The organism is Maribellus luteus (assembly GCF_003576475.1).
Taxonomy (GTDB): Bacteria; Bacteroidota; Bacteroidia; order Bacteroidales; family Prolixibacteraceae; genus Draconibacterium; species Draconibacterium luteum.
In genome coordinates, this window is the sequence record NZ_QWGR01000009.1 from 162,221 (window position 1) to 187,963 (window position 25,743).

The following is a 25,743-nucleotide window of genomic DNA, read 5'->3' on the forward strand; positions in this document are numbered from 1 at the left end:
TTCTTCGGTTTAATAATTTATATTAAAATGAGAAATAATACCCGCTTAGTAGCCCGGGTTATTCGGCAATAAATTCGGGTTTGATTCAATTTCCTTTAGCGGAATCGGAAACAATAAATGCTTCTGGGTAGCATTCACCTTACCTATTGAATGAAGAAAATCAAGTCCCCACTGCCCATTGTCCACACGAACCAGATCGAACCAGCGCTGACCTTCAAAAGCAAGTTCCATGCGGCGTTCGTGCAGGATGATCTCTTTCATTTCGGGTTGAGACTTTCCGGTTACAGGTAACAAACCGGCACGGGCACGTACCAGGTTAAGGGGCGCCTCTGCCTCGGTTGTTCTGTTCAAACTATTAAGTGCTTCAGCTTTCATCAGCAACACATCGGCATAACGTAAAACCGGAAAGTTTAAGGGGCTGTTATCGTAAGTTGCCGACACATTTTTGCTCACCAAAAATTTACGAAGGTTGTAGCCAGTTGTTGAGTAAGCCGGATCGTAATCCTTTCCGTCGAACGACGGGCAACCATCGTAAAATACAGTAACATCTTTGCGCAAATCCCCCTCTTCGTATGCGTCAATAAATTCCTGCGTTGGTTGATTCCATCCCCAACCTCCGGCAACCATATCGGAATTACGAGGGCCCGTGAAAGTACTTAACCAAGAAGCCTGGTTTTCATTTGACCAGAAGTTTTCACCTGCATCACTGGCATATTGAATTTCAAAGAGTGATTCGATCGAATTCTCATTCGTTGCATCGAAGTTATCCTCATAATTCGGATTTAAATCGTACCCTAATGTGGCAACTTCATTGGCCAGGGTTATAACCTTATCGTATTCACCCCGGGTTAGATAAACTTTAGCCAGCAGTCCGGCTGCAGCTCCTTTTGTTGCGCGCCCCAAATCGGAGGACGAGTAAGTTGATTTAACCGGCAACATATCCTTAGCCTTACTAAGATCTTCAATAATCAGCTCATAAACCCTGGATTTATCCACACGTTGCGGCTTTAAATCATCTCCGGGTTCCTGGGGATCAATAATCAAAGGAACATCACCAAAATAGCGAACCAAAATAAAATAGTACAATCCTCTCAGGAAATGAGCTTCACCCAGCACCCTGTTTTTCACATCTTCGTTCATAACAATGGCCGGAACTTTCTGCAAAACAACATTGCATCTCAAAATACCCGGAGAAGGTCCGCGGAAAAGATCCAGTACACCTTCATTGTCGGTAGTGGTTACAAAGTTGGCCATATCCTGTGTTTCACGACCATCGTCACCCCCACCGGCGCCAACTATGCTATTGCCAGCCATGATATCTGAAGTCCACATACGCATGTTATACAATTTTGGCCATTGTAAAGGCTGGTAGGCACCGTTAATTGCCGCTATTGCATCCGATTCGGTTTGGTAAAAATTCTCGGTATTGATTGTATCCAGAGGCGATTTATCCAAAAAATCTTCGCCACAAGAGGTAAGCACCACAACAATCAAAAGTATCGGTATATAATTCAAAATTTTCATTTTCATCAAAGATTTTAACGATTAGAAACTAACGTTTACCCCAACACTGTATGTTCTTGTTACAGGATAGGTGTTGATATCGATCCCGCTTGCGCCAACTTCCGGATCGAATCCGGAATAGTCAGAAAAGGTTAACAGGTTTGTGCCGGAAACATACAAACGGGCATAACTCATTTTCACTTTCTCGACCAGGCGTTTGGGGAATGTATATCCCAAAATCACGTTTTTCAAGCGTAGGTATGAGCCATCTTCAACAAAACGGTTCGATGGCCGTACATTTTTATTGGGATCATTAAAGACTGCACGAGGCAGGTTATTGCTGGTTCCTTCTCCTTTCCATCGATTCAAGGTTGCTGTACTCTGATTGTAGGCGACAGCCATACCTTCGCTCCATATGCGGTTGGCGTTGTAAATTTCGTTGCCGTAAACACCTTGAATAAAAAGAGTCATATCAAACCCTTTGTAAGCAAACCGGTTGCTCAATGCAAAAATGAAATCAGGATTCGGGTTGCCAATGTAAGTGCGGTCGCTGTCATCAATCACCCCATCGCTGTTCAAGTCTCTGAAGCGAAAGTCTCCGGCCGAGGTGCGGGCATAAATATCCTCGCCAGGCACCTGCAATGCGTGCGCATCAACTTCGGCCTGAGTTTGAAAAATACCATCGGTTACATAACCATAAAAAATATCAATTGCTTTTCCTGTCTCGATACGTCCGATTTTTTGATTCAGCCCCACATCGCCACGGCTTATCGGAATGGTGTCGTTCAAACTTTTTACCTCGTTTTTGTTAAAGGAAATATTGAAGTTGGTGTCCCATTTAAAATCGCCGGTCAGGTTCCTCGAGTTCACACTGATTTCAATTCCCTTATTCACAACTTCTCCTGCGTTTATGTACGGAACATCCACATCAGAATATCCCGTGGTAATTGGAACTGCCATGGGGACAAGCATGTCTTTGGTATTTTTCTGATAGGCATCAACGGTCAGGTTAATACGCTGATCCAGTATGGTCGCATCAAAACCAATATTCATTTGTTGCTGCGATTCCCACTGTACATTTGGGTTTGGCATTTTCGATGTCACAACTCCATTAACCAGGTTGTTATTGAAATTATACTTGATTGTACTTAATTCCGACGCAAACGAGTAATTTCCAATCTCCTGATTACCGGTTACACCAAACCCGGCACGCACTTTTAAATCGTCGATGAAACTAACGTTCTGTAAAAATTCTTCCTCCGAGATTCGCCACGCGAATGAACCTGATGGAAAAATCCCCCATTTATTATTTGCCCCAAAGCGTGAAGAACCATCACGACGTACGGTTGCTGTTACCAGGTACTTATCGGCATACGAATAATTTATACGGCCCATATACGACATCAATGCCCATGAACTCCCATTTCCGCCAACGTTTTTCTGGCTTAAGCCATTGTCCAGTTGCTGGGTAAGGTCGCTGGCAAATTCCTGTATCGATCCGCTTATTAAATCATATTTATTCTCTTGCGCGCTGGTACCAGCCATAACCGTTAAGCGATGATCTGCTCCAATCGTTGTTTGGTAAGTCAGCAAATTATCCCAGTTCCAGGTAATCGATTTATAAGAAGCCTGTCCCAAATACGATTGCTCCTGCGGTGTTGGTTGCCAGTCGTATTTCGGCGACCAAGTACGTTGCTGCCAGAAGTTGGCTTTCAAACCGGCACTGGAACGAATCGAGAGTCCCTTCATCAATTCAACATCCACATAAACCGACCCCAAAAGGTTGTATCCCAAAGTGGAATTATCTACCAGGCTGGCCTTACCAATCGGGTTAGTCACATCTCCCACCCACGAAGGAATTCCTTCTGGTCCCGCATAAGTTCCATCACTATTATACACTGGTTGAGTAGGTAGTGCGCGCATGGTATTCAAAATACTATAATCGCCACTGTACTTATCGTCGTGATTAAGGGTAATCATATTTCCAAACTTCACTTTGTCTAAAACCTGTGTTTCAGCGTTGAATTTCAAGGCGTAACGTTTGAACCCCGTATTTAATACAATCCCCTCCTGATCGAAATAATTGGCTGATACATAATAGGTGTTCTTTTCTGTTCCTCCCGAATAAGACAGTGAATAATTCTGCATTGGTGCGGTTGAGAGCAAAGCTCCGACCCAATCTGTCCCTCGTCCTAAAGATTCTGGGTCGCCGTATGCCGGATTTTTGACCATACCAGCGTTATCCATCATCTCATTGTGCATCGCGGCAAACTGCGAGCCATCAAGCATATCGATTAAACTAGTTGTTTCCTGAACCCCATAATAAGCACTGAAATTAATCTGTCCTTTACCTGTGGTTCCTTTTTTTGTGGTAATAATTACCACACCGTTTGCACCCCTCGAACCATAAATAGCTGTGGCTGACGCATCTTTTAGAACCTGTATATTCTCCACATCATCCATGTTCAATTGATTCAGCCCTGATTCTGTTGGGACTCCATCAATAACTAAAAGCGGGTCATTGTTGTTAACCGTCCCCATCCCACGAATCCTAAAAGTAGGGTCGCTTCCAGGGGTTCCATTGGCAATAACCTGTACACCGGCAGCGCGCCCTTGCAAAGCATCGCCAACACTGGGAACCGACACAGACTGCAAATCATCAGCATTTATACTCGCCACCGAACCTGTTAGGTCACGTTTTTTTTGCGAACCATAACCAATGGCGATTACTTCTTCCAAACCAACCGCATCTATCTGCATTTTCACATCGATACTCAATCGGCCATTCACCGGAATTTCCACTGTACGCATTCCCACGAATGAAAACACAAGAATTGATTTCTCATTAACATCCGTCAGGTTATAATTCCCATCCATATCTGTAACCGTACCAATCATTTCTCCTTTTATCCGTACAGTTGTTCCGGGAATGGGTTCTCCCGCATCACTTGTAACTTTTCCTTTCACCGGATGCAATTTTTGTTGCCTAGCCGGAACATCATCATTCGACTTTGGATAGAGAACAATCCTGCGATCAATAACTTTATAGCTTATTGGTTTATCCAAAAACAACTCATCCAGAATATCTTCGATACCCTTGTTTTCAATGTTCAGACTGACTTTTTCATCCAGTTTGATTTGCTGAGCGTTGTAAAAGAAAACATAATTTGAGTTGTCTTCAATCACCTGAAAAGCCTCTTTCATCTTCAGATTGGAGTACTTTAAACTCATTTTACTTTGTTGAGAAAATACGCTTCCCGACACGTTTATCAAACTTATCAGGAAAATGAAGAAAGTTAGTCGCATAATTCGCCACAGTTTACTTATGTCCTCCCATGGAAGGTCATAACATTTCACCTTTTTTTTCATAAATTTGTAATGCTTAATTAATTACTAATGAATAGCGTCAACTATTCGTTACATTGATTATTCCCGGGCAATGCTGGAACATTTCCCGGGTTTTTCTTTTATTTTCTTGTTATCCAAATATCCCGCCCTTCTGTTCTGACATCAATTGGAATTGTCAAAGCGATGATTTCAAATAGTTTACCTATCTCCTCATTCTGGAATACACTTCCGGAATACACTTCATTTTCAAGACTGGAATCCTGAAAATGAATGCTCACGTTGTACATACGTTCAAGTGTTTTAGACAGTTCGACCAGCCGTAGCTTATCAAAGTAATATTCGCCTGAACGCCATAATGTTGAGAGCTTCGGGTCAACTGCAACAACCTTTTGCTGACGGTCAGTTTTACTATACAACCATTTCTGTCCCGGTTTCAACAAAACGGATTGTTCCTGACCGAGATTGTCCCTGATTTCAACACTCCCTTCCAACAACGTCGTTTCGGTGTACGAATCGTTTGCATAGGCACGAACATCAAACTGGGTTCCTAAAACATTCACATTCATATCACGTGTAATTACACGAAACGTTCGGGATTTATTCTTGGCAACATGAAAAAATGCTTCACCTTCCAGCTCAACTTCCTGTATGCTTTTATCACTACTTAGACGATATCTCAGTTTAGAATCGTAATTCAGCGCAACAAAAGTTCCATCGGGTAAAGTCAATTCCGACTGTTGTTCCCTGGGTGTCGTAAATTCAATAACCTCAGATTGCATTTCGGAAGTTGTAAAGAAACCGGCCTGTCCGAACCAATATCCCCCCAATCCGACGAGTATTAAGACAGATACTGCAACTGCCATTCTTTTAACATTGAAGTCTAAATACTTACCGGGTTTGTTCTGCCGGAATATTTCAAGCGATTCGTCGCGTATTTCTTCAAAATCAGGTTTTGATCCTGCCAAAAACTCATTTCTCTTGAAATTGAGCACATATCCAATAATCCATGCTAATTTTAATTGGGGCTCATGCTTATCCGACTTTATCCCGCTTAAGGAATCTTTCGAAATTCGCTTTTTGAATTTCGGATCGAATAAGTAATCAGAAGTTGTCTTTTTCATTTCCTGGAATATTGCATTCTACTCTTAAAAGTAAAAAACAGGAAAATATACCCTCCTTAAAAACATGCTGTATAACACAACTAGAGTTTCCGGGAGGACATTTCCAAAAGAAACAAAATGACAGTGTCTGAATCTGATTGAAGGATCGACTTTAATTTGTGGATAGCTTTTTGGATATTATTGCCTACTGACTGATAGTTTACCTGCATTATTTCAGCCACTTCTGTATTTGAAAGATTTTTGTAGAACTTCAAATAAACAGTCTCTTTTTGACGAGCCGGCAGTTTATTCACGGCATCGGCCAATAAATCCAGCTTAAGTTCTTTCTCAATCTCATCAACATCAGTTGAATAAGTCAAAAAAAATTCGTCTGGGATTTCTGCTTTTATTTCCTCTCCACGATTTTTTTCTTTTCGCATATTTCCAAAAATTCGGATACGAAGTGACTTCAGCAGGTAAAACGAAATATTATCCGTGGGAGAAAGACGCTCTTTTTTTCGGGCTAGTTCGAAGAACAAATCCTGGATACTGTCGCGAACCAGGTTTTCATTCCTCGTAAACCGTTGTCCATATTCAAACAACTGCAAGTGATAAGTATCGAAAATGTATGAGAATGCTTTCTCATCCCCTTTTCTAAACCGTTGCCATATTTCATAATCGAAATTCTTTTGCATATTATTCAAAACCAATCCCCAAACACAAAACTATTCTTTTTTTAAACATTGAAAATACGAATGTTTTATATAATGAATATTTTGGATGATAGAAACAAACGACAAGAGCCAACTCCGACAAGTTCAAAACAAAACTCTAAGGATAAATTGAAATAGTTTTTCGGGAAGTTTTTACTTTACTGGAGGCATTACTTTTTGTTTCATTTTAAAACCGCTTACTCTCTGATTACCCGGGACCAACCACCCCAAAAAAGAAAAAGGCCTGTATTTACAGACCTTTTAGTACCCCGGACGGGATTCGAATATTTTTGACAACCAATTCATTTACTGCCACTTATAACCACCAAGTATTACAGGTCTCGATTTAGTCACTCTCTGAAATTTCCCATAATGTATCCTCTAATTTAAGTATTTTTGATCAGAATTGTAGAGTGTTATTATGTTTTTATTCTTGTAAAATATTTGCAACTTTCAATATGCATCAACTGCGAAAAGTATAAAATAAATCTGGGGGCTTCATTGGCTGTATAATCAGAATTTCATTGAAAGAGAAGCTGATTTACTTTTCTTCTTTTTAGGTTCAGGAAGAACCGGTTTCAGATTTGAATCCTGATGATCCAGAATATAATCAACAGCTTTCTGAGCCAATCCGGAAGCCATTACAATAAACTTATTATCGCTTTTTAGCTTTTTGAGCCAACCCTGAATGTAAGCAGCACTGTTATCAATCGTCACGTTTTCGATTCCGCAGAAGCCACATAGGAAAGCAGATCCCATTTCAGCTACGAGCTCTTCTTGCGAATAATCGTTACTCGCGAAATTCAGGTTAGAAAACCGTTCATGTCGATTTAAACGTTTACGGTGGCCTGTAGAATGAACCAACTCATGGAAAATCGTGGAATAATATTCTTCATCCTGAAAAAAGGTTCTTGCTCCAGGCATGTGGACTTCATCCAAGGAAGGAATATAACAGGCTTTTTGCTGGTCAAGCTTTATTACAGGTGAATCTGACCAGAATCGAATGATTTGCTCACAGGAAGCAATCGGATCAAAATCTTGATCATGAGCTGTATTTGCAGGAATTTTATCTGGATCAATACCTTCCACATCATCAATATGGAATATCCGGTAATAACGAAGCATAGGAATTTCCTTGGTTTCATCATCTTTTTCGTATTCCACCATTTTCCAGAATACAACCATGAACGAGGAAGCTCCTTTCTTGATCTTTCCACCAAGATCCTGAACCTGTTTGAAAGTAAGGAAATAGGGACGTTCGAAACCAAAGCTAAGCAGGTACCAGAAGTTAAATCCCCGGTAAGGCTTTTTAGAGACCATGTTACGAGGAATAGCACTTGCTGTTTTCCAAGGCATATGCCACGGTACAACACCTGCTTCCAGGCGTTCTACAATCAGATTAGTTACTGTTTCGTAAATATCAAATTTACTCATTGAATCCACCCATGCCCTTGGGATTTTTTTCAGCTACTGGCACGCCATTAAATTTTGGCGCAGGCCATTGAGCCGGATGGATTCTTGTCAATGGTGCATGTCTGTTTTTTGTGGAGTTAACGAAACACAAAACTGAACGCACCCGAAGGGCGGCTGGCTAAAAATGGACAATTTCAGCCGCCATTGACTTTTCCGGACGGCGAAGTAACTTTGACAGGATTTAAAGGCAATTCAATATTTCAATTCCAGCTTGGTACGATTGCGAGTGGAATTTCTAAAGCGCTTCCCGGTTATCGCTGACATTTCAATTCCAGCTTGGTACGATTGCGAGTTCTACCATTCAGCAAAGTGACAACGGCTATCCGCATTTCAATTCCAGCTTGGTACGATTGCGAGGACTATGAGTATGCAACACAGAAAGTCATATTAAATTTCAATTCCAGCTTGGTACGATTGCGAGTTTTGGTAAATGTTTTTTTGTTTCTTTTTTGCGTGTTTCAATTCCAGCTTGGTACGATTGCGAGGATCACGTATGTGATAACGGATTGTTTTTTACAAGTTTCAATTCCAGCTTGGTACGATTGCGAGTTGAAAAAGAAACAAAGCAATTCAGCCGGGTTAAAATGTTTCAATTCCAGCTTGGTACGATTGCGAGGTAGGATCAAGCGTTGCAATATTGATAGTTAATAAGTTTCAATTCCAGCTTGGTACGATTGCGAGTCTCTACCTGTAATATCATGCTTTGCACTTGTATTTGAATTTCAATTCCAGCTTGGTACGATTGCGAGCGAAAGCGCGAACTGGAAGAGCGCATCGATCAACATTTCAATTCCAGCTTGGTACGATTGAGAGCCGCTGGCAAAGCAATGCGGGGGTGTTTGCTACAAATTTCAATTCCAGCTTGGTACGATTGAGAGTTGAAAATTTTGCGTTTGCCTACGTCCAGGTAATATTTCAATTCCAGCTTGGTACGATTGAGAGTCGATTTTTCGAGTGCAGCATAATCGCTCATCTGAAATTTCAATTCCAGCTTGGTACGATTGAGAGTAAACTCTACTCGCAAAGCGCAGTAGCCCGTACACATTTCAATTCCAGCTTGGTACGATTGAGAGAATTCTCCGACTTCGATATTAACCGTTGCGATGATATTTCAATTCCAGCTTGGTACGATTGAGAGCGAAAGCAGCACACGACGAGCATGTTGATAATCTATTTCAATTCCAGCTTGGTACGATTGAGAGTAAAAGGTGAAAAGGTTTTTTGTGACGGCAAATTAATTTCAATTCCAGCTTGGTACGATTGAGAGCAACGCTTCGCTATCTGACCGCGAAAAGGAAATCAATTTCAATTCCAGCTTGGTACGATTGAGAGCACCCAGCGCCTTCGAACCCGTAACGTCATCGCACATTTCAATTCCAGCTTGGTACGATTGAGAGTGAGATTTGGGACGCCGGCGGCGACCTTTCAAAAAAAATTTCAATTCCAGCTTGGTACGATTGAGAGTCGAAATTCCGATTTCAGGCAGTACCGGAGTTAACGAATTTCAATTCCAGCTTGGTACGATTGAGAGTTGATTGAAAATATACGCAGCATCAGCGCAAAAGAATTTCAATTCCAGCTTGGTACGATTGAGAGGGTAATGATTGCCAAATAAGCCCCGTTATTTGCTATTTCAATTCCAGCTTGGTACGATTGAGAGTTTACCAATTACAGGTTGGAATTTATGATCTAAATCATTTCAATTCCAGCTTGGTACGATTGAGAGGGTATGATTTAGCAACAGATAACAACTTTAAATAATTTCAATTCCAGCTTGGTACGATTGAGAGGATCAACTTTTCTTTTTATTGACTAGATGCCAAAGCCATTTCAATTCCAGCTTGGTACGATTGAGAGGAAAAACAATCTTAGTTATTATTGCTGCCCTCGCACATTTCAATTCCAGCTTGGTACGATTGAGAGCTTTCGCCCAGGTAACTATATCGCCTGTAACAGTGATTTCAATTCCAGCTTGGTACGATTGAGAGTCCACTGCCGTTGATGTTCTTGTTCCTTCTGGAAATTTCAATTCCAGCTTGGTACGATTGAGAGGCAATATGTCGAGATGGATACAACTCATGCAACCATATTTCAATTCCAGCTTGGTACGATTGAGAGATCCGCAAATGGCCCGTAAGGTTGCCATTGATATATTTCAATTCCAGCTTGGTACGATTGAGAGTACATTGGATTAAATAGTGTAGAAGATTATGTGGACATTTCAATTCCAGCTTGGTACGATTGAGAGACAGCACCCCTTTACAGGACATACAGGTCGAACGTTATTTCAATTCCAGCTTGGTACGATTGAGAGAGATGCTCAACGGACCAAGAAGGATTTTGCTGATATATTTCAATTCCAGCTTGGTACGATTGAGAGCGCCCAAAGACTTCATCTCCGAAAAGGCAATGTTATTTCAATTCCAGCTTGGTACGATTGAGAGCGCTAAACCCAGTTAAGTTATGACTAAAGAAGATATTTCAATTCCAGCTTGGTACGATTGAGAGGTCTGTCAGGCTCTTTTAGTAGCTGGCGTATGTCCATTTCAATTCCAGCTTGGTACGATTGAGAGACCGTTCTGCACCCGATATCCCCGAACCGGGTCGATATTTCAATTCCAGCTTGGTACGATTGAGAGCCCCAAGCGCAAGCCCATTTGAAGCAGACATGTCTTATTTCAATTCCAGCTTGGTACGATTGAGAGGTAAATCGATTGCAAGCAAAGTTCATTCAAATTCACATTTCAATTCCAGCTTGGTACGATTGAGAGATCAAACTGTTTCATGGTTCCGTGATAGACAACTTTATTTCAATTCCAGCTTGGTACGATTGAGAGTTTCAGAGTTTGAGAAAACCACGTAATCACTATCATTTCAATTCCAGCTTGGTACGATTGAGAGCCTTTTCGTGGTCCTTCCGGCTGTGGTTCTTTACGATTTCAATTCCAGCTTGGTACGATTGAGAGTTAAAAACATACGAAAATTAATAACTTTGTAATAATTTCAATTCCAGCTTGGTACGATTGAGAGCTACCCCCGTACCGTCAACGGTCCAGAAATTCGTATTTCAATTCCAGCTTGGTACGATTGAGAGCTAAGCGCAATAAAAAGCGGATGGAAGTCGCTTAAATTTCAATTCCAGCTTGGTACGATTGCGAGTCGGCAAATCAAAGTCAGACAGGAACATCGTCATGCTATTTCAATTCCAGCTTGGTACGATTGCGAGTCGGATACCCACCTAAGCAAATCACTGCCAAAAAATTTCAATTCCAGCTTGGTACGATTGCGAGATTTTGGCGTAGATATTGGAATTGAGAGATCATTATTTCAATTCCAGCTTGGTACGATTGCGAGTATAAAGAGCTTACCGGGAACCAATATTTCAATATGTATTTCAATTCCAGCTTGGTACGATTGCGAGCCATACGCCGCCAATTTCGTAGCACTCATTATTTTCATTTCAATTCCAGCTTGGTACGATTGCGAGTTATTTGAAATTATCTCTTTGTTCTTCACAATCTTAATTTCAATTCCAGCTTGGTACGATTGCGAGAATGTTTCCGCTGTTGCCCAGGTCAAACTCAAATCGATTTCAATTCCAGCTTGGTACGATTGCGAGAGCCTATTGGATACTTCTCCTGAAGCCAGGTTGCAATTTCAATTCCAGCTTGGTACGATTGCGAGACCACGTCTTTTACAAATGCCTCCTGTTTTCCGTATTTCAATTCCAGCTTGGTACGATTGCGAGGGCACCCCCGGCGGCTGCGATATTAAAATTTCAATTCCAGCTTGGTACGATTGCGAGCCTGAAGGAATTCATTCCGCGATCTGCGAAGTAAATTTCAATTCCAGCTTGGTACGATTGCGAGGAATATCCTGCAGGTCCTCCGGAAGAAAACTCACGGATTTCAATTCCAGCTTGGTACGATTGCGAGCCGACCGAAATGCCGAACAGGCTGAATATGACGAAATTTCAATTCCAGCTTGGTACGATTGCGAGCTATCGCGGCAACTTGTGCCGTCGTTTGTGTGCGAAATTTCAATTCCAGCTTGGTACGATTGCGAGTATACGGTAACGGTGAATACGGATAACGAATTATATTTCAATTCCAGCTTGGTACGATTGCGAGGTCAACTGCAAGTAGTTGCCAGTTAATCCTCCGCGATTTCAATTCCAGCTTGGTACGATTGCGAGTAGGTAACGACTTGGCAATAATCGGATTTTTATTGTATTTCAATTCCAGCTTGGTACGATTGCGAGATTGATTCTGGCTATCGGACTGAATGTTTTTGAAAAATTTCAATTCCAGCTTGGTACGATTGCGAGTAAGCACCCTCAACCCAAAGCACGCGGTTTTTATCCATTTCAATTCCAGCTTGGTACGATTGCGAGAATCACGATATCAAAGAGTTTAACACGTTCAACCAAATTTCAATTCCAGCTTGGTACGATTGCGAGGATCCATCTAATTACTGCCACACTTGGTAGCTCCATTTCAATTCCAGCTTGGTACGATTGCGAGAGTAGATGAGAATGGAGAACCTTTGGTTGTTTATCAATTTCAATTCCAGCTTGGTACGATTGCGAGCACCCGTCAGAAACTAGCACAGGGGTTACAAACTAATTTCAATTCCAGCTTGGTACGATTGCGAGTATTGTTATTAGTTTTTTCATGCTGCTATTCTTAATTTTCAATTCCAGCTTGGTACGATTGCGAGAAAGTATCCGTTGACTCCACCACTTTATCGTAGGTCATTTCAATTCCAGCTTGGTACGATTGCGAGCCTGTAATGGCCCCCCACGAAACCCCCGTCGTTAATTTCAATTCCAGCTTGGTACGATTGCGAGCGACAAAGCGAATTAGGTGTCCACATTTTAGGATATTTCAATTCCAGCTTGGTACGATTGCGAGGATTTTACCAGCCTGATCGCGGTGGTATAAAATATATTTCAATTCCAGCTTGGTACGATTGCGAGGCTGTGATACTTTTTAGTGCTTGGGCTGCAAATACTATATTTCAATTCCAGCTTGGTACGATTGCGAGCATTGCAATGTTTGACAAACGGCCACGCACCGAAATTTCAATTCCAGCTTGGTACGATTGCGAGAAACGGGTTGGAATGTTTATCTGTCTGTTCATACATTTCAATTCCAGCTTGGTACGATTGCGAGTTTAGGAAAAACAAAAAATCCTGCTCTTTTCCTTTATTTCAATTCCAGCTTGGTACGATTGCGAGTTTTTCGCAAAACTAAAAAATGCCTTACTGATAGGTTATTTCAATTCCAGCTTGGTACGATTGCGAGACCGTGCACTCGAAAACCGCGAAGATAAAACACCCATTTCAATTCCAGCTTGGTACGATTGCGAGCAATGCAGAACTACCGCTCAATGCGCTCGACTACAATTTCAATTCCAGCTTGGTACGATTGCGAGTTTTAGTGAGGTGATGAGGTCTTTAGCGGTACGTTATTTCAATTCCAGCTTGGTACGATTGCGAGAAAAAAACCAGCCCTGTTTAACCCCGCCAGGCACAATTTCAATTCCAGCTTGGTACGATTGCGAGCGCGCAATTTCATCGTTTATTTCGACGAAATGTTATTTCAATTCCAGCTTGGTACGATTGCGAGCAAGTTTGTTGAGATCGACCGCGAACTGGCTACAAAATTTCAATTCCAGCTTGGTACGATTGCGAGGAGTGCATAAGAATACAGGGCGGGAAATATGACCTATTTCAATTCCAGCTTGGTACGATTGCGAGTCTTGTCGATATCGGCCAGCCCCGATGTTACGCCATTTCAATTCCAGCTTGGTACGATTGCGAGTTTTTCATTTAACGCATAAGCTATCGGGTAATCCCAATTTCAATTCCAGCTTGGTACGATTGCGAGTCCGGCTGGGCCTCTTAAGGTGGATTGTAAATATTGCATTTCAATTCCAGCTTGGTACGATTGCGAGTGTACGTTTCAGCGGGGGTTAGATGCCAGTATCTTTATTTCAATTCCAGCTTGGTACGATTGCGAGAGAAGTGGCGGTAATCGTCCTGATTGATTCTCCGGCATTTCAATTCCAGCTTGGTACGATTGCGAGATGATAGAAGGAAGCTAAAGGCTTCTTATGTGAAATTTCAATTCCAGCTTGGTACGATTGCGAGCGCGGGTTTTGATCGTGGTCCCGGATGATATGGAAATTTCAATTCCAGCTTGGTACGATTGCGAGAATCTTCCGGCGAAAAGGAAATTTCCCTTCAGCCAAATTTCAATTCCAGCTTGGTACGATTGCGAGCGGGCTTTCGCTGATAACTAACTAACTATTAACTAATTTCAATTCCAGCTTGGTACGATTGCGAGCGGAAGTTTAATGTTGAACGATTTTTTTGAATACATTTCAATTCCAGCTTGGTACGATTGCGAGTTATTTTGTCGTAATAACTATCGGCCGCCTGTTGCAATTTCAATTCCAGCTTGGTACGATTGCGAGCGATTAGCACTGTGAATATTTGAACGAAGAAACAATTTCAATTCCAGCTTGGTACGATTGCGAGGAGAATTTAAAATAAAAGTATTTGGTTTTTACCAATTTCAATTCCAGCTTGGTACGATTGCGAGAAACCGGATTCCGGTTCGAAATAAATCTTCTTAAACATTTCAATTCCAGCTTGGTACGATTGCGAGTTCGTACCGACCCAATGCCTGGGTAATTCCCAAAGCCATTTCAATTCCAGCTTGGTACGATTGCGAGCTTTAGCCATTGAATCAGCTTTCAATACTTCGATGAATTTCAATTCCAGCTTGGTACGATTGCGAGTAAAAGTGTGCTCGTTGGTTTTCAGACCCAAAGCCATTTCAATTCCAGCTTGGTACGATTGCGAGCCCGTTATCCGCTTAGGCTTCCCTAATTTTATCACAATTTCAATTCCAGCTTGGTACGATTGCGAGTTGTAAGGGTTACCGGCAATGCTAACGGTTCTGTATTTCAATTCCAGCTTGGTACGATTGCGAGATTATGTTGGATCAGAATGCACAAGAGCAAATACGTTATTTCAATTCCAGCTTGGTACGATTGCGAGGCGGTACTGCAGCAGCTGCTACCATCGACAATGTATATTTCAATTCCAGCTTGGTACGATTGCGAGTGGCAGCGGGCCAGCCTTTAACACTAGCTTAAGCCATTTCAATTCCAGCTTGGTACGATTGCGAGCCGTTCGACGACTCAAAAAAAATAGTTCATTTTCAACGAACTACGTTTTTCAAAAATAGTATTTTACTATGATTTTGTTGTCGATCCTCCAAAACGTTTTTCGCCCGGAGGATCGACAAGTATATATAAATCGCTAATTTTCAATATGTCAAAGAACCTGAGGAAAATATTTTTAAGCGTATAAAACGCTATAAGTGTTTACAACGACAGGATCGACAACTCCACTTACAAAAAATTACCCAGATTTTGCCGTTCATGTCCTACAATTTCCTTGTCCAACCACTTTTCCTGGCGTGTCTTAAAAATAATAAGGCTGTCATCATCCTCGTCCATAATTTGTGATGCCCTGAATTTAAATTCCTCCAACCGGGCCTCCGTAATTTCTCCTTCAAATACAGAGTTCTGAATCCAGTTCAGGTACCTACGGCAAAGTTTCAGCATTTTTGCCACACGCTTCTGTCCTACATCATATACTGCAATTACATACATTACCACCACATTTTAAACGGTTTATACTCTTCCATCCCCAACAAATGCTTTTGTATTTTATAGCACTCCAACTTCACGAGGTGTTTATAGCTTACCGAACGATTCAATGTACGGTGCTTAATGGTTTCTTCCAGTCTTTCTTCCAATGCCTGTACAAAAACTTTTTTCCCGTTTGGTTTCAAACTCACACGGTTTAACTGGTCTTCGAAATGATGCCCCTGGATCATTTTCTTGTTCATCACTTTGAATACTACACGGTCAACCAGCAAGGGTTTAAACACTTCGGCCAGATCGAGCGAAAGCGAAAAGCGCCGGTCGCCGGGCTCATGCAGAAAACTGATGGTTGGATTTAATTGCGTTTGGTGTATCGCCCTAAGGCATTGACTGTAACACATCATGTTCCCAAACGAGATCAAGGCGTTTACTTCATTCTCGGGAGGACGGTACGAACGGCCGCCCATACTAAAATCGTTAATGATTAATTCAAAGGCTTCGTAGTAATTCTTCCGGATGTTGCCTTCTATTCCCATCAGCTCGTCAACGGCGGTAGTCTGGCAAATTTTCGAACTCAGCGCTTCAATGTTTTCAATAATCGGCTCCAGGTCTTTTCCTCTGCTATTGTAATACCGCAGGTTTTTCACCATGTTAAAACTGGCGCCATCCAGGATACGCTGCGCCAGGTCGATCCGGTTTTTCCGGTTTTGCTGACATTTTACCTGTGCAATCAGCATTTTGCCCGAGATAAGCGCTTCGCGCGGCATAAACGAACCGGTGTAGTTTTCGTAGTAATCAAAAAAATGAATGGGAATCTGCGATTGCCCCAGAAAATTATACAGGGCAGAATTGGCATCGAGGTTTCCAAAACAATACAGTTCGCCAACATTTTCAACAGGTAAAAAACGGGGCTTCTGCTCGTTGCCATCTTCGTCGTAAGGGGTAAATTTCAGTGTATTGTCGCGGCGCTGCAAACGTCCGGGATTGAATAGATAGTAGGTTTTCTTCATAATTGTCTTGAACTATGATTTTGACTGATTGCCTGATGGACTTTGATTCAATTTAGGTTTCATTACGCGCTTAAATTGCAATGAAGTATTCCCGAAATTAATCAACAGACCGATTTCCATGCCATAAGCTTCCAGGTAATTGATGGCCTGGGCCAAATGAACATCTTCGAGTTGAATGACCGCTTTTATTTCGAGCATTATTTTTTCGTCAATAAAGAAATCGACCCGACGTGTTCCAATATCAAAACCTTTATAAACCAAAGGCATTTCTTTTTCGCGTTCGAAAGCTATTTTTCTAAGCTCCAATTCAATTGCCAAGGCTCTCTGATAAATCACTTCCTGAAACCCATTTCCCAAACTACGATGCACTTCCATTGCCGCCCCGATCACCTCGTGGGTCAAATCCTGGTATTTGTATTTTTCCATCATAGTATTCTTTCAATCCGGTTAATCATAGCTCAGACCTCCCCGCTCCAGCAGAAATCGAAATAGCTGCAATTTTTGCACCTGGTTATTGGTATTCGTTCGGGACATTGTTCTCCGGCAATCAGCGCCTCAATCTGTACGAGCATTTCGCTGATGGCTTCGCGGTCGGGAGTAGTCAGCAGCACCTCGTCGGTTTTGTGCAAACGCGGGTACTCCAGCAACCCGGTGGCTCCCACTACCCCATTTTGTTCGAGCACAAACAGGTAGTATTTCACCTGCCACTCGTGGGCTTCCTCGTGTTTGTCCGATTTTTTGATTTCGTGCACCACCTTATTTTTAGGATCGTAATAATCGATTTTGATACCGTCCAGCTCAATTTCGCGGTACTTCTCGCTGCGCCGCGGGTAGGAAGTTTCGTGCAACAGCTTGCCTTCGTAAACCAGGTCGGAAGTCGACTCCATATTGATGCCGCTGGCAAACAACCACAATTTGCGGTGGCAGATAAGGTAGTAATTGAAATGGGTTCCGGTGATTTGCATGGGCTGAAATTATTGAATTGTACAGAAACCTGACAGGTTTTGAAAACCTGTCAGGTTTGTGATCAGAAACATCTAAAATGGGTGTACGATTTTGATGAATTCAAATTCTGAACAGGAATTACAAGAATCTTTTTATCTCGCTTCGCATTGGCAGAATCGAAATTGTCGACATTCTTAAAATCCGCTTTTGATGAAATGTCATCAAACTCCTGTAAAACTCCTGGTGAAAAATCAGAAGCATCAAATTCTTTCACATTTGGTTCGCCCGGGTTGTCCCGGTAGCCAACAAATTGAAAGAAGCAACCTCGTTTCCCGAAATAGTTTATCCTGTGCAGATAGTTTTGCAGATATTGCTTTGCCTCTTCGCTTTTTACATCGAATATGATTTCGATATTGTCTGAGAGGTAGATATATTCACGGAAAGAAGGCTTCCCACGATACGTTCCATCTCTCAACGATTGAATGGTTACAAAGCAATTATTCACACAAAAGCTACCTGAAACCCGATATTCTATGGTCGCATCTTTTATATAAGAGAATTCTTTACTTTTCTTTTCCTCAAAAATGTCTTTCCCATCAATGGTAATGGCCTGATTGAACAATGCCATCTTAATGGAATAAGGCGAAGGAATCAGTAACGATTTTGCGCCTGAATTGGTCGAGTTGCTTTCTTTTAACGAGAACAAGTTTGTTGGCTGATATATGACAGAGAACTTCATATTCAGCTTAGTTTATAAGGTTCTTCGGCAATTAGGTCCTTAATGATTTCAGATAACGCACCAAGCCCATCAAATTGTTTAACCGTTATTGCACCAGGTTCAATCATGTTCAAGTTTGTTGCAATGGTGCCGATTTCGTTTTCGTATCCTGGATTAATTGGACTAATTGTTGGAGCTGGGATCAACTTTTCTGAATAGGTTACAACCCCTTTGAAGTCGGTAATGTGAGGTTTCTGACTGCTGGTCATGGCTCCTCTTGGATTTAAAAATGAACTCAATAAGGATTGCAAAATAGCTTTGTATCTTGCTTGGCGCTTGGGATCATCTATCGCATAATTACGATCAATGTCGTTAAATCCAATTCGGTAGGTGTCGATATTGCAAACAAAAGCATAAGCACCATGATTTGCAGGACGATGAAAGATGTTCTGACCTTCGTTGGAACTTTCCCCCTTTACTCCAGTGGAGCTATGTACAACTTTTGTGTGTAAATAGGTTTCGGTGTTGTTCTTACCTGGAACACCAATTGTCCAGCCAAATTCTATTACTGATTTACGAGGAGTATTTGAGCTGTCCTTATTTTCTCCGACTTTGTCGGTAATTAGAATTCCGTGTGTGTCGCAAACTGCACAAGAGTTGATAAGGGCATCAATAACAACCCCCGCTTTTTCATTTTTCTTCTTATTCTCGGTGATGTAACTTAGTAACTCAGCCGATGAAATACGATTGGGATTTAGTGCTTTTGAATACTGACTTAATTCAATTCCGTTGTCTACACAATGGTTGACCAAATGCCCGGCATGTATATGCTTAAACATGTCTCCGCTGATACCATTTACAGTATGTTCCTGACCCTCTTTGTCAACAATTGTTAGTTGACGGGTCATAATTTGGTTGCCTTCGCCTCCTTCGTTGTTCAAGGAGTGCATGTTAAGGGTGATTTCACCACTGATAGAAATTGATGCAATTTGTTTTTTCATGATATTCGCATTTTAATGGTTATAATTCTTCTGTTGATCCTTCACTTTCAATTTGTTCTTCAGTCCCAGCCTTATTTGCTTCTTTTTCGGTCAATGCGAAGCCATAGGACGCGAGCAAGGCTCCTACAACTTTTGATGGATACTTATCAAGAAGCCCATAAAACAGACTTAATTCGTTTTCACGAATATTGGCCCTAAGAACGGTTCCGTTTTTTTCTGCATAACGAGCAGTTTCTGCATTAAATGTGGCAATAAATTCACCAATAAATCCAGCTAGATCAGGTGCTGATTTTGACTTGTTTTGCAAAGTCTGAGCTAAACCATAACGGATTTCAAACTTTCGTTGATCCTTGGGAGTGTACTGTAAGGTTACTGTACTTTTGCGAATGGCATAAGCCACTTTCTGAAATCCCTCATTGGAGATGATTTCAGAGATTTTAAATTCAGTCATATTCTTAAAGAATTTATTTAATGAAGTTTCTTGAAATGGCAATGCATATTTGTTTCTTGAAAAGTTTGACATGATATGCTCGGCATACCAGAAAATAAACCTAGCCCAACTTGAGAAATGCGAGCTGGTTAAAAATGTGCGGTAAGCAATCAAACCTTGAGTTGCGTCTCCTTCCTGTTCGTTAATATTTCCAATAATATTGATTTGCTCTTTTAAGAGCTCCACCCAATCTTTTGCTTCATCTTCACTGTCAAATTCAATAAAATCGGGAGTCTGGAGTTCAGATATGTTCACTACTGCTTTGTTTTGTCCCAAATCCTTTTGATAGGTAGAATGAAGACCTGTCAAGATGTTTCTTGCCTTAAAACCTTTATATTCTTCTGTGTTTTCAATAAGTTGTTTGTTCAGGATTAAAAGGTTTAAAATATCAACTCTTAAAGGTGTATTCCCTTTTATATTCTTTTTGAAAGACAAAACAATTTGTCTCTGCAAGTTGTATTCTGCTTTTTTAAAGTCAGGCACAACAACTTTCATGTCGTAACTACTGCCAACCTTAACCAATTGACAGAGCATGCTAGTTAAAGCCCCTGATATTTTCATTGTTTCGCTAATCCATGTTGAATCTATTCCTTTTGCACCAGAACCAGATGCTTTTGCTCTGTTTTGTCCTTTACCCGAATTCGGATTGTATATTTGCAATGCTGTGACCTTATTGTTGAATGACTTTAAATCTTTAATATTAAGGACTACTGGATTGTCTGCATAAAAATCAAAGATGGATTTTATTAAAGCCGGAAATGAATTTTTATTTAAATAGAAATTGTTATATAGCTTCTTGAATACTTCAAAATTATTATTGGTTGCAACTTGACTATAAACATCCAAATGCGGATCTATAAATTTTTCTTCTAAAAAGATTCGATCTATTTCTTTCATTCTTAGTCTTAATTGCTCGGCCTTTTCTTTTCCTAAAAATTCTTGATAGGCTTTCTGAATTAGACTTCTCCTTTCTTTTTTTAATACATCCTGCAACGGAAGATCGAAATAGTTTTCATCAAATGTTTCGGATGAATCCCGAACGACATATTGGAATAAAGGAAAGTAGTTTAACTCCTGAATTTGCTCAAGTTGAATTTCAGGTATTGAAGTGAGTTCATAATACAATCCTTTATCCTCTATCCACAGCTTTGGACGATTAAGTTCAGTTCTGCTTTGGATTTCATGTAGCAAATTGGCTAATCCAAAAGCTTCAATCGTGTCGGAATATGTTCCGGCTCCTTTTTTTACTTTGAATTTGGAATACATGGTCTTATAGTTTTAGATATTTTTCAAAATTCATTGTCGCTTTCTGGTCACATAAACGAAGTATCCGAACGAGTAAAAAATAAATTACCCATTCTTGGCAATTACGGGGTGCATAATCTTTTAGATTTCCTCCTCTAGCTTTTTGCGGAAATGTTGCTTTTACATCAATTTCTCCAAGTAATCGTTCAATTTCCTTATAATGTATTTGTGTGATTTCAAAATCCGCGTAAGTTTCAGTTTCAACTCCATGATGTTTTAATATTGCTGTTGAAACAGAATTGGCGAGATCTTCATAATCATCCGAGTCAATTATTGCCTCAGCACTTTCGATAAATGCATATGCTCCAGCTCCAGCATGGGGCGGTTTATTCTTTGCTCCGCTTTGTTTTTCAATTTCTTTGTCGGTAAGCTCATTAAAATCGCTGTGAGCTAAAACTTCACCATGTTCATAATTGCCTTTGAGTATTTGCAGCTCTCTCATTGGTTTTTGCCAAGCGGAATTGAGTTTCCCGTAGTCATGCAGGCAAATCATGGCTTTGATTAGTTTGTCCCAATCAATGCTTTCTCCCCAGTATGTATCCAGTTGTTGAAAAGCAAACTTAAGTTTGGGTTTGAATTCCTGCTCGTAGCAATTAATAATGGCCTTGTTGTGTTGGGAAAAGGTGTCTTTCCGGTATTCGATTGTTTCTTTTTCTTTTATCTCATAAGGTTTGAGAGGCGAACAGCTTGTTCCTGCGCCCAATTCGAGGCCTGCGCCAGATGCGTATTTGAATATTGATTTGTCGACAAAAATGGTATCGTAGCAATTTTTGAGTAAATACGGATCGTTGATGGGTTTTAATGCAAAGCCCTCGTTATCTAAAGTATCAAAATCAATAAACTGCGAGTCTTTATTGCTTTCTGCTTTGAAAATGACATCTTCATTTTCTATAAGAATTTCTTTTGCCCACTTAATGAACGACCATTTATACAATCCGATCGTTTGGTACTTATATGGTATAAAAGCCCCTCGTGCCTCCTTCGTTACATCAATAATGGCAACCTCGATGCTTTGTATATCTCGTATTGTTTGCGAGTACATGTTCTTTTCACAAGTCTCCCACGATTGCTGTATTTTGGATCGGTTGAAGTCGCCTTGTCTGATAAGTGTAAAATCACTCAATTCCTGATTCGTCAGGATTTCATCAACCAATTTTTGTGAAATGTCTTTGTTTAATGTTGAAACTGCTTTAAGTTTTTCAAAAGTTAATTTGCAAAGCGATGGATCGTAAGGCAAATACTTATTATTGATCGCTTTTTTTTGTCTTTCTTCTTCCTCATCATCCGTTTCAATTTCCAGCATTTCCCGTTCTTCAATTTCCAGAATATCATACACGAATATTTCACCGTATTCACCTTCCCAACGAGCGCAACGCCCGGCACGCTGTAAAAAGGAGTTGATTGGTGAGATCTCAACATGTATGGTGTCGCACGAAATATCCATTCCGGCCTCAATCACTTGTGTTGAAATAAGAATGGCACTTTTTTCATTTTTTGATCCAAACAGACGTTTCAATTCTTCCTCTTTCTGTTTGCGGTCTTCGTCGAAAAAACGGGAATGGAGGCAGATGATGTTCGATTTTTCAAGACCTGACAAGTTTTCAAAACCTGTCAGGTCTAAACTTACAATATCGCTATAGAGTTTTTGTGCCTTTTCAACCCGGTTGCATATAATAATCGTTTTCTTCTTGTGCTGTTTTAATATGGTTTGGGCGTTGGTCGTTTCATCTTTTACAATTACAGACTTCTTAGTATTGTGTCCTTCAGGTATTTTTAGCGATTTAATAATTGCGACATCTTCGGGAAAATCATTGATTGAAACAACCTCTGCATTAACAGCTTCTTTCAACTTGTTTATATATTCTTCGCTCAATGTAGCAGTCATGATGCAAAACCGACACAGGTTTTTCAAGGTCTTCAACATCCCAATTGTAGTAGCCATCGATAATTTGGGGTCAAGAAGATGGAACTCATCGAAAACTAAATAACTTCCAACCAAAGCACCTGCGTTTACATTTGCCTGTCGTTTCGAAAGAGAAAGCGGGAAGCAAAGAAAATTACTCAGAGTCTGGTCGATAGTTGAAAAGATAATATCGGTTTCAAAGTGTTCGTCATTTTTGTATTCGCCAGTATGAATTGAAGATTTGCCAATTATTTTCTTTTCATTTAGAACTTTAGTGACATCGGAATATATGGAATTGGCTAGAGTTCGGAGAGGGAGGCTATATATCATTTTTTGAGGAAAATCAGTTTTCCCTGCTTGCTGGGCGTACAGAAAAGGTAAAACCGAAGCCCATGTTTTCCCAGCACCTGTAGGAACTGTAAGTATTACATTCTTGCCACTTAGCAACAAATCAGCAACCTTCAATTGATATTTATAGGGAGCAAAACCTGTGATCGATTTGTAAAAGTCTTCAACTACCATTGTTCTTATACTTGTTAATCCAAAATTTTTATACAAAGACATCACCTATTAGTCTTCCACAATTCGCACCTAATCGCTTTATGTTTTTGTTCATATCCTCATATTTTAATTGTTTTACAATACTTCCACCCAGCCAAAGCCGCTGCTGCTTTTTTCGCTCGTGCCGGCGTTCCATATCATCCGGTGTACTTCGACAGGTGCCGAGAGTTCAAAATCGAACAGGTTTCCAACAATGCGTGACTCCTCCGGTGTTCCGGGCTTCATCAGAAATCCGGCGCGTTTCCAACCTCTTGATTCTTCGAGCCACTTTGCAGGTTCAGGCTTGCGGTATAAGGGAATCCCGTGTTCATTTACGCCCGTTTTCAGCTTAAAACCAAACGTGCTGCCATCCAGTACCTTCCCTTTGGTATTTTGGTATTTTTCGGCAATATGTTTTACCGACAATTCGTAAAAATCTTTTTCAAAGGGTTTCAGGTACTGCGGGTGTTTATCGTTCTCCGTTTTTAAGCTCACCACCCACGGGGTTTGCAAACGGTACTGCATGGTTTCAGCAAATATTGGCTCGGGAAGCGCTTCCACGCCGGTAACCTTAAAGTCGATGCCGTTGAATTTATCGCCCAGGTAAAACTCCTGGCTTAAAAACAAGCCTTTGATAAAATTAGAGGCAGCTTCGTTTACATCGAAACTAACCTGTAAACTGATCTGGTGTTCTGAAATTTCAAACAGTTTCTTTTCCTTCCAAAGCCTGGGCTTTCCGAAGTTGAGACGCGAAAAACAAAATAGTTTATATAGTTTTGTTTCGCTTTGTCCATAGCCTTTTTCGTGCAGAAAACCGGCAAAATCGCGATCAGCCTGTTTCAGCACCTTATAAACCCAGGCGCTGATGTAATACTGGTAATCCATGGGCAACATACGTTGCCTGGTGGTACGGTTAAGTGTTAATTCAAATCTCATTGAAGTACGATTAAGTTAATTTGAGTGAAGTTGTTTTAAGTTCATGTCAACTTCTGTCAGTTAAAATATTTTTTGCTTTGTTTTGGATAAATTCCTTTAGGCTTTCGGGGAATTCGATAGCAACTTCATCGCAGAGTCCCATCACAAAACGCCCGACTCCCTCCAGACCGGCTACTTCTGCTTCGAACACAAATTTCTCGTTCGCCACCGGTTGTATAAATTCCTCCGATAAAGGGTACTCTTCTTTTAAAAGCTCGGCAGCCCTCATACTAAGCGTTAGCCTGACCGGGATCTCCTTATCCGAGCTGATTCGAAAAACATCAATGGGAAGTGCTTTGTGTTCTTTTTCATGCTCCCACGGTTCGGGCAACCATTGTACCGATGTGATACGGGTATTTTTAAAGGTTTTACAGCAGCGGTCCTCCACATCGTATGCCCAGGTGGCCACATAATTGGTAGTAAAATCGAAGGGCTCAACAATCCTGTCTTTTAATTCTCCGCTGTTTGCTGAAGAATAGCCACGCAGAACTACTTTGTTCCTGTATTTTATGGCCTTTATTAATTCGTGAATATTGGCCGAATGCTGAGGTTTTACAATGGTATCAACCACCCTGTCGAAATCGTAAAGCGCATAAAGCTTTCGTGCCAGGTTACGTTTTAAAAGATTCTCATCGCTAACGGCATGAATTGCATTTCGCAACAGCACCGCTTCTTCTTTTGAGAAGTGCAGCAACTCACTTATCTCCCGAAAATAAGGCGTGTTTTTATCCACATAATAGCGGCCATCAGTGGGTTCGGGAATGATAAAACCAACTTCGCGCAGGTCTTTAATATCCCGAAACACCGTTCGTTCGGAGACTTGAAAACGATCGGCAATTTCTGACAGGCTGTACCGAAGTCCGCTGGAAAGAAAAATGAGCAGCTCCAGCAGGCGTTTTACTTTATTTTGTTCTCTCATGAGCCATGGTGGATTGGGTAGATTATGTTTGTCTTTAAAACTATTCAATTTAGCTTTAAAAAAATGCTGCTAACAGTAAAAGATTTTATGTTGTTTAGCAATGTTTCTTCACTGCCG

At 40.9% G+C, this 25,743-nt stretch carries 15 protein-coding genes and 1 CRISPR repeat array; all 15 genes read right to left on the reverse strand.

All coding sequences use genetic code 11. From position 1 onward, the window contains the following. Window positions 1-45 precede the first annotated feature (45 nt). Complete coding sequence (locus D1614_RS15930) at window positions 46-1,524, reverse strand: RagB/SusD family nutrient uptake outer membrane protein (RefSeq protein WP_119438988.1); 1,479 nt, start codon at window positions 1,522-1,524, stop codon at window positions 46-48. Between the two features lie 21 nt (window positions 1,525-1,545). Then, window positions 1,546-4,734, reverse strand: coding sequence for a TonB-dependent receptor (locus tag D1614_RS15935; protein ID WP_241558121.1), 3,189 nt, complete (start codon window positions 4,732-4,734; stop codon window positions 1,546-1,548). Window positions 4,735-4,970: 236 nt separating this feature from the next. Next, window positions 4,971-5,972 (reverse strand): FecR family protein, encoded by a 1,002-nt coding sequence (locus D1614_RS15940; RefSeq protein WP_119438958.1) that lies wholly within the window; start codon window positions 5,970-5,972, stop codon window positions 4,971-4,973. A gap of 80 nt (window positions 5,973-6,052) precedes the next feature. After that, a complete protein-coding gene (locus D1614_RS15945) occupies window positions 6,053-6,646 on the reverse strand; it encodes an RNA polymerase sigma factor (protein ID WP_119438959.1) in 594 nt (197 codons plus the stop codon). Window positions 6,647-7,177: 531 nt separating this feature from the next. Further along, window positions 7,178-8,098: an ArdC family protein gene (locus D1614_RS15950; protein ID WP_119438960.1), complete on the reverse strand. Its 921-nt coding sequence runs from the start codon at window positions 8,096-8,098 to the stop codon at window positions 7,178-7,180. Window positions 8,099-8,334: 236 nt separating this feature from the next. Further along, window positions 8,335-15,337: a CRISPR direct-repeat array (repeat unit 30 nt; unit sequence ATTTCAATTCCAGCTTGGTACGATTGCGAG). A gap of 225 nt (window positions 15,338-15,562) precedes the next feature. After that, window positions 15,563-15,826 (reverse strand): CRISPR-associated endonuclease Cas2, encoded by a 264-nt coding sequence (cas2, locus tag D1614_RS15955; RefSeq protein WP_119438961.1) that lies wholly within the window; start codon window positions 15,824-15,826, stop codon window positions 15,563-15,565. Continuing rightward, the gene (gene cas1b / locus D1614_RS15960; protein ID WP_119438962.1) at window positions 15,826-16,830 is read right to left on the reverse strand and encodes a type I-B CRISPR-associated endonuclease Cas1b; all 1,005 of its coding nucleotides are present in this window, start codon (window positions 16,828-16,830) and stop codon (window positions 15,826-15,828) included. The genes cas2 and cas1b overlap by 1 nt, the downstream gene beginning before the upstream one ends. 12 nt (window positions 16,831-16,842) lie before the next feature. Beyond that, entirely contained in the window at window positions 16,843-17,256 is a 414-nt protein-coding gene (locus tag D1614_RS15965; protein WP_241558122.1) for a GxxExxY protein, read from the reverse strand. Between the two features lie 32 nt (window positions 17,257-17,288). After that, entirely contained in the window at window positions 17,289-17,795 is a 507-nt protein-coding gene (gene cas4 / locus D1614_RS15970; protein ID WP_119438964.1) for a CRISPR-associated protein Cas4, read from the reverse strand. Window positions 17,796-17,857: 62 nt separating this feature from the next. After that, the gene (locus D1614_RS15975) at window positions 17,858-18,514 is read right to left on the reverse strand and encodes a hypothetical protein (RefSeq protein ID WP_119438965.1); all 657 of its coding nucleotides are present in this window, start codon (window positions 18,512-18,514) and stop codon (window positions 17,858-17,860) included. Window positions 18,515-18,516: 2 nt separating this feature from the next. Continuing rightward, window positions 18,517-19,494: a DevR family CRISPR-associated autoregulator gene (locus tag D1614_RS15980; protein ID WP_119438966.1), complete on the reverse strand. Its 978-nt coding sequence runs from the start codon at window positions 19,492-19,494 to the stop codon at window positions 18,517-18,519. A 19-nt stretch (window positions 19,495-19,513) separates the two neighbouring features. After that, window positions 19,514-21,250: a hypothetical protein gene (locus D1614_RS15985; protein WP_119438967.1), complete on the reverse strand. Its 1,737-nt coding sequence runs from the start codon at window positions 21,248-21,250 to the stop codon at window positions 19,514-19,516. Window positions 21,251-21,254: 4 nt separating this feature from the next. Beyond that, on the reverse strand, window positions 21,255-23,714 hold the full coding sequence (gene cas3, locus D1614_RS15990; protein WP_162304527.1) for a CRISPR-associated helicase Cas3': 2,460 nt from the start codon (window positions 23,712-23,714) through the stop codon (window positions 21,255-21,257). Between the two features lie 114 nt (window positions 23,715-23,828). Beyond that, window positions 23,829-24,668 (reverse strand): CRISPR-associated endoribonuclease Cas6, encoded by an 840-nt coding sequence (gene cas6, locus D1614_RS15995; RefSeq protein ID WP_241558123.1) that lies wholly within the window; start codon window positions 24,666-24,668, stop codon window positions 23,829-23,831. Between the two features lie 46 nt (window positions 24,669-24,714). Then, window positions 24,715-25,626 carry a helix-turn-helix transcriptional regulator gene (locus D1614_RS16000; RefSeq protein ID WP_119438969.1) on the reverse strand — a complete coding sequence of 304 codons (912 nt, stop codon included), beginning with the start codon at window positions 25,624-25,626 and terminating at the stop codon, window positions 24,715-24,717. Window positions 25,627-25,743: the final 117 nt, after the last annotated feature.

What these genes read in the sequence shown, in the direction of transcription:
- D1614_RS15930 (WP_119438988.1), bottom strand. Translation starts at nt 1,524, where the DNA reads ATGAAAATTTTGAATTATATACCGATACTTTTGATTGTTGTGGTGCTT.
- D1614_RS15935 (WP_241558121.1), bottom strand. Translation starts at nt 4,734, where the DNA reads ATGAGTTTAAAGTACTCCAATCTGAAGATGAAAGAGGCTTTTCAGGTG.
- D1614_RS15940 (WP_119438958.1), bottom strand. Translation starts at nt 5,972, where the DNA reads ATGAAAAAGACAACTTCTGATTACTTATTCGATCCGAAATTCAAAAAG.
- D1614_RS15945 (WP_119438959.1), bottom strand. Translation starts at nt 6,646, where the DNA reads ATGCAAAAGAATTTCGATTATGAAATATGGCAACGGTTTAGAAAAGGG.
- D1614_RS15950 (WP_119438960.1), bottom strand. Translation starts at nt 8,098, where the DNA reads ATGAGTAAATTTGATATTTACGAAACAGTAACTAATCTGATTGTAGAA.
- cas2 (WP_119438961.1), bottom strand. Translation starts at nt 15,826, where the DNA reads ATGTATGTAATTGCAGTATATGATGTAGGACAGAAGCGTGTGGCAAAA.
- cas1b (WP_119438962.1), bottom strand. Translation starts at nt 16,830, where the DNA reads ATGAAGAAAACCTACTATCTATTCAATCCCGGACGTTTGCAGCGCCGC.
- D1614_RS15965 (WP_241558122.1), bottom strand. Translation starts at nt 17,256, where the DNA reads ATGGAAAAATACAAATACCAGGATTTGACCCACGAGGTGATCGGGGCG.
- cas4 (WP_119438964.1), bottom strand. Translation starts at nt 17,795, where the DNA reads ATGCAAATCACCGGAACCCATTTCAATTACTACCTTATCTGCCACCGC.
- D1614_RS15975 (WP_119438965.1), bottom strand. Translation starts at nt 18,514, where the DNA reads ATGAAGTTCTCTGTCATATATCAGCCAACAAACTTGTTCTCGTTAAAA.
- D1614_RS15980 (WP_119438966.1), bottom strand. Translation starts at nt 19,494, where the DNA reads ATGAAAAAACAAATTGCATCAATTTCTATCAGTGGTGAAATCACCCTT.
- D1614_RS15985 (WP_119438967.1), bottom strand. Translation starts at nt 21,250, where the DNA reads ATGTATTCCAAATTCAAAGTAAAAAAAGGAGCCGGAACATATTCCGAC.
- cas3 (WP_162304527.1), bottom strand. Translation starts at nt 23,714, where the DNA reads ATGGTAGTTGAAGACTTTTACAAATCGATCACAGGTTTTGCTCCCTAT.
- cas6 (WP_241558123.1), bottom strand. Translation starts at nt 24,668, where the DNA reads ATGAGATTTGAATTAACACTTAACCGTACCACCAGGCAACGTATGTTG.
- D1614_RS16000 (WP_119438969.1), bottom strand. Translation starts at nt 25,626, where the DNA reads ATGAGAGAACAAAATAAAGTAAAACGCCTGCTGGAGCTGCTCATTTTT.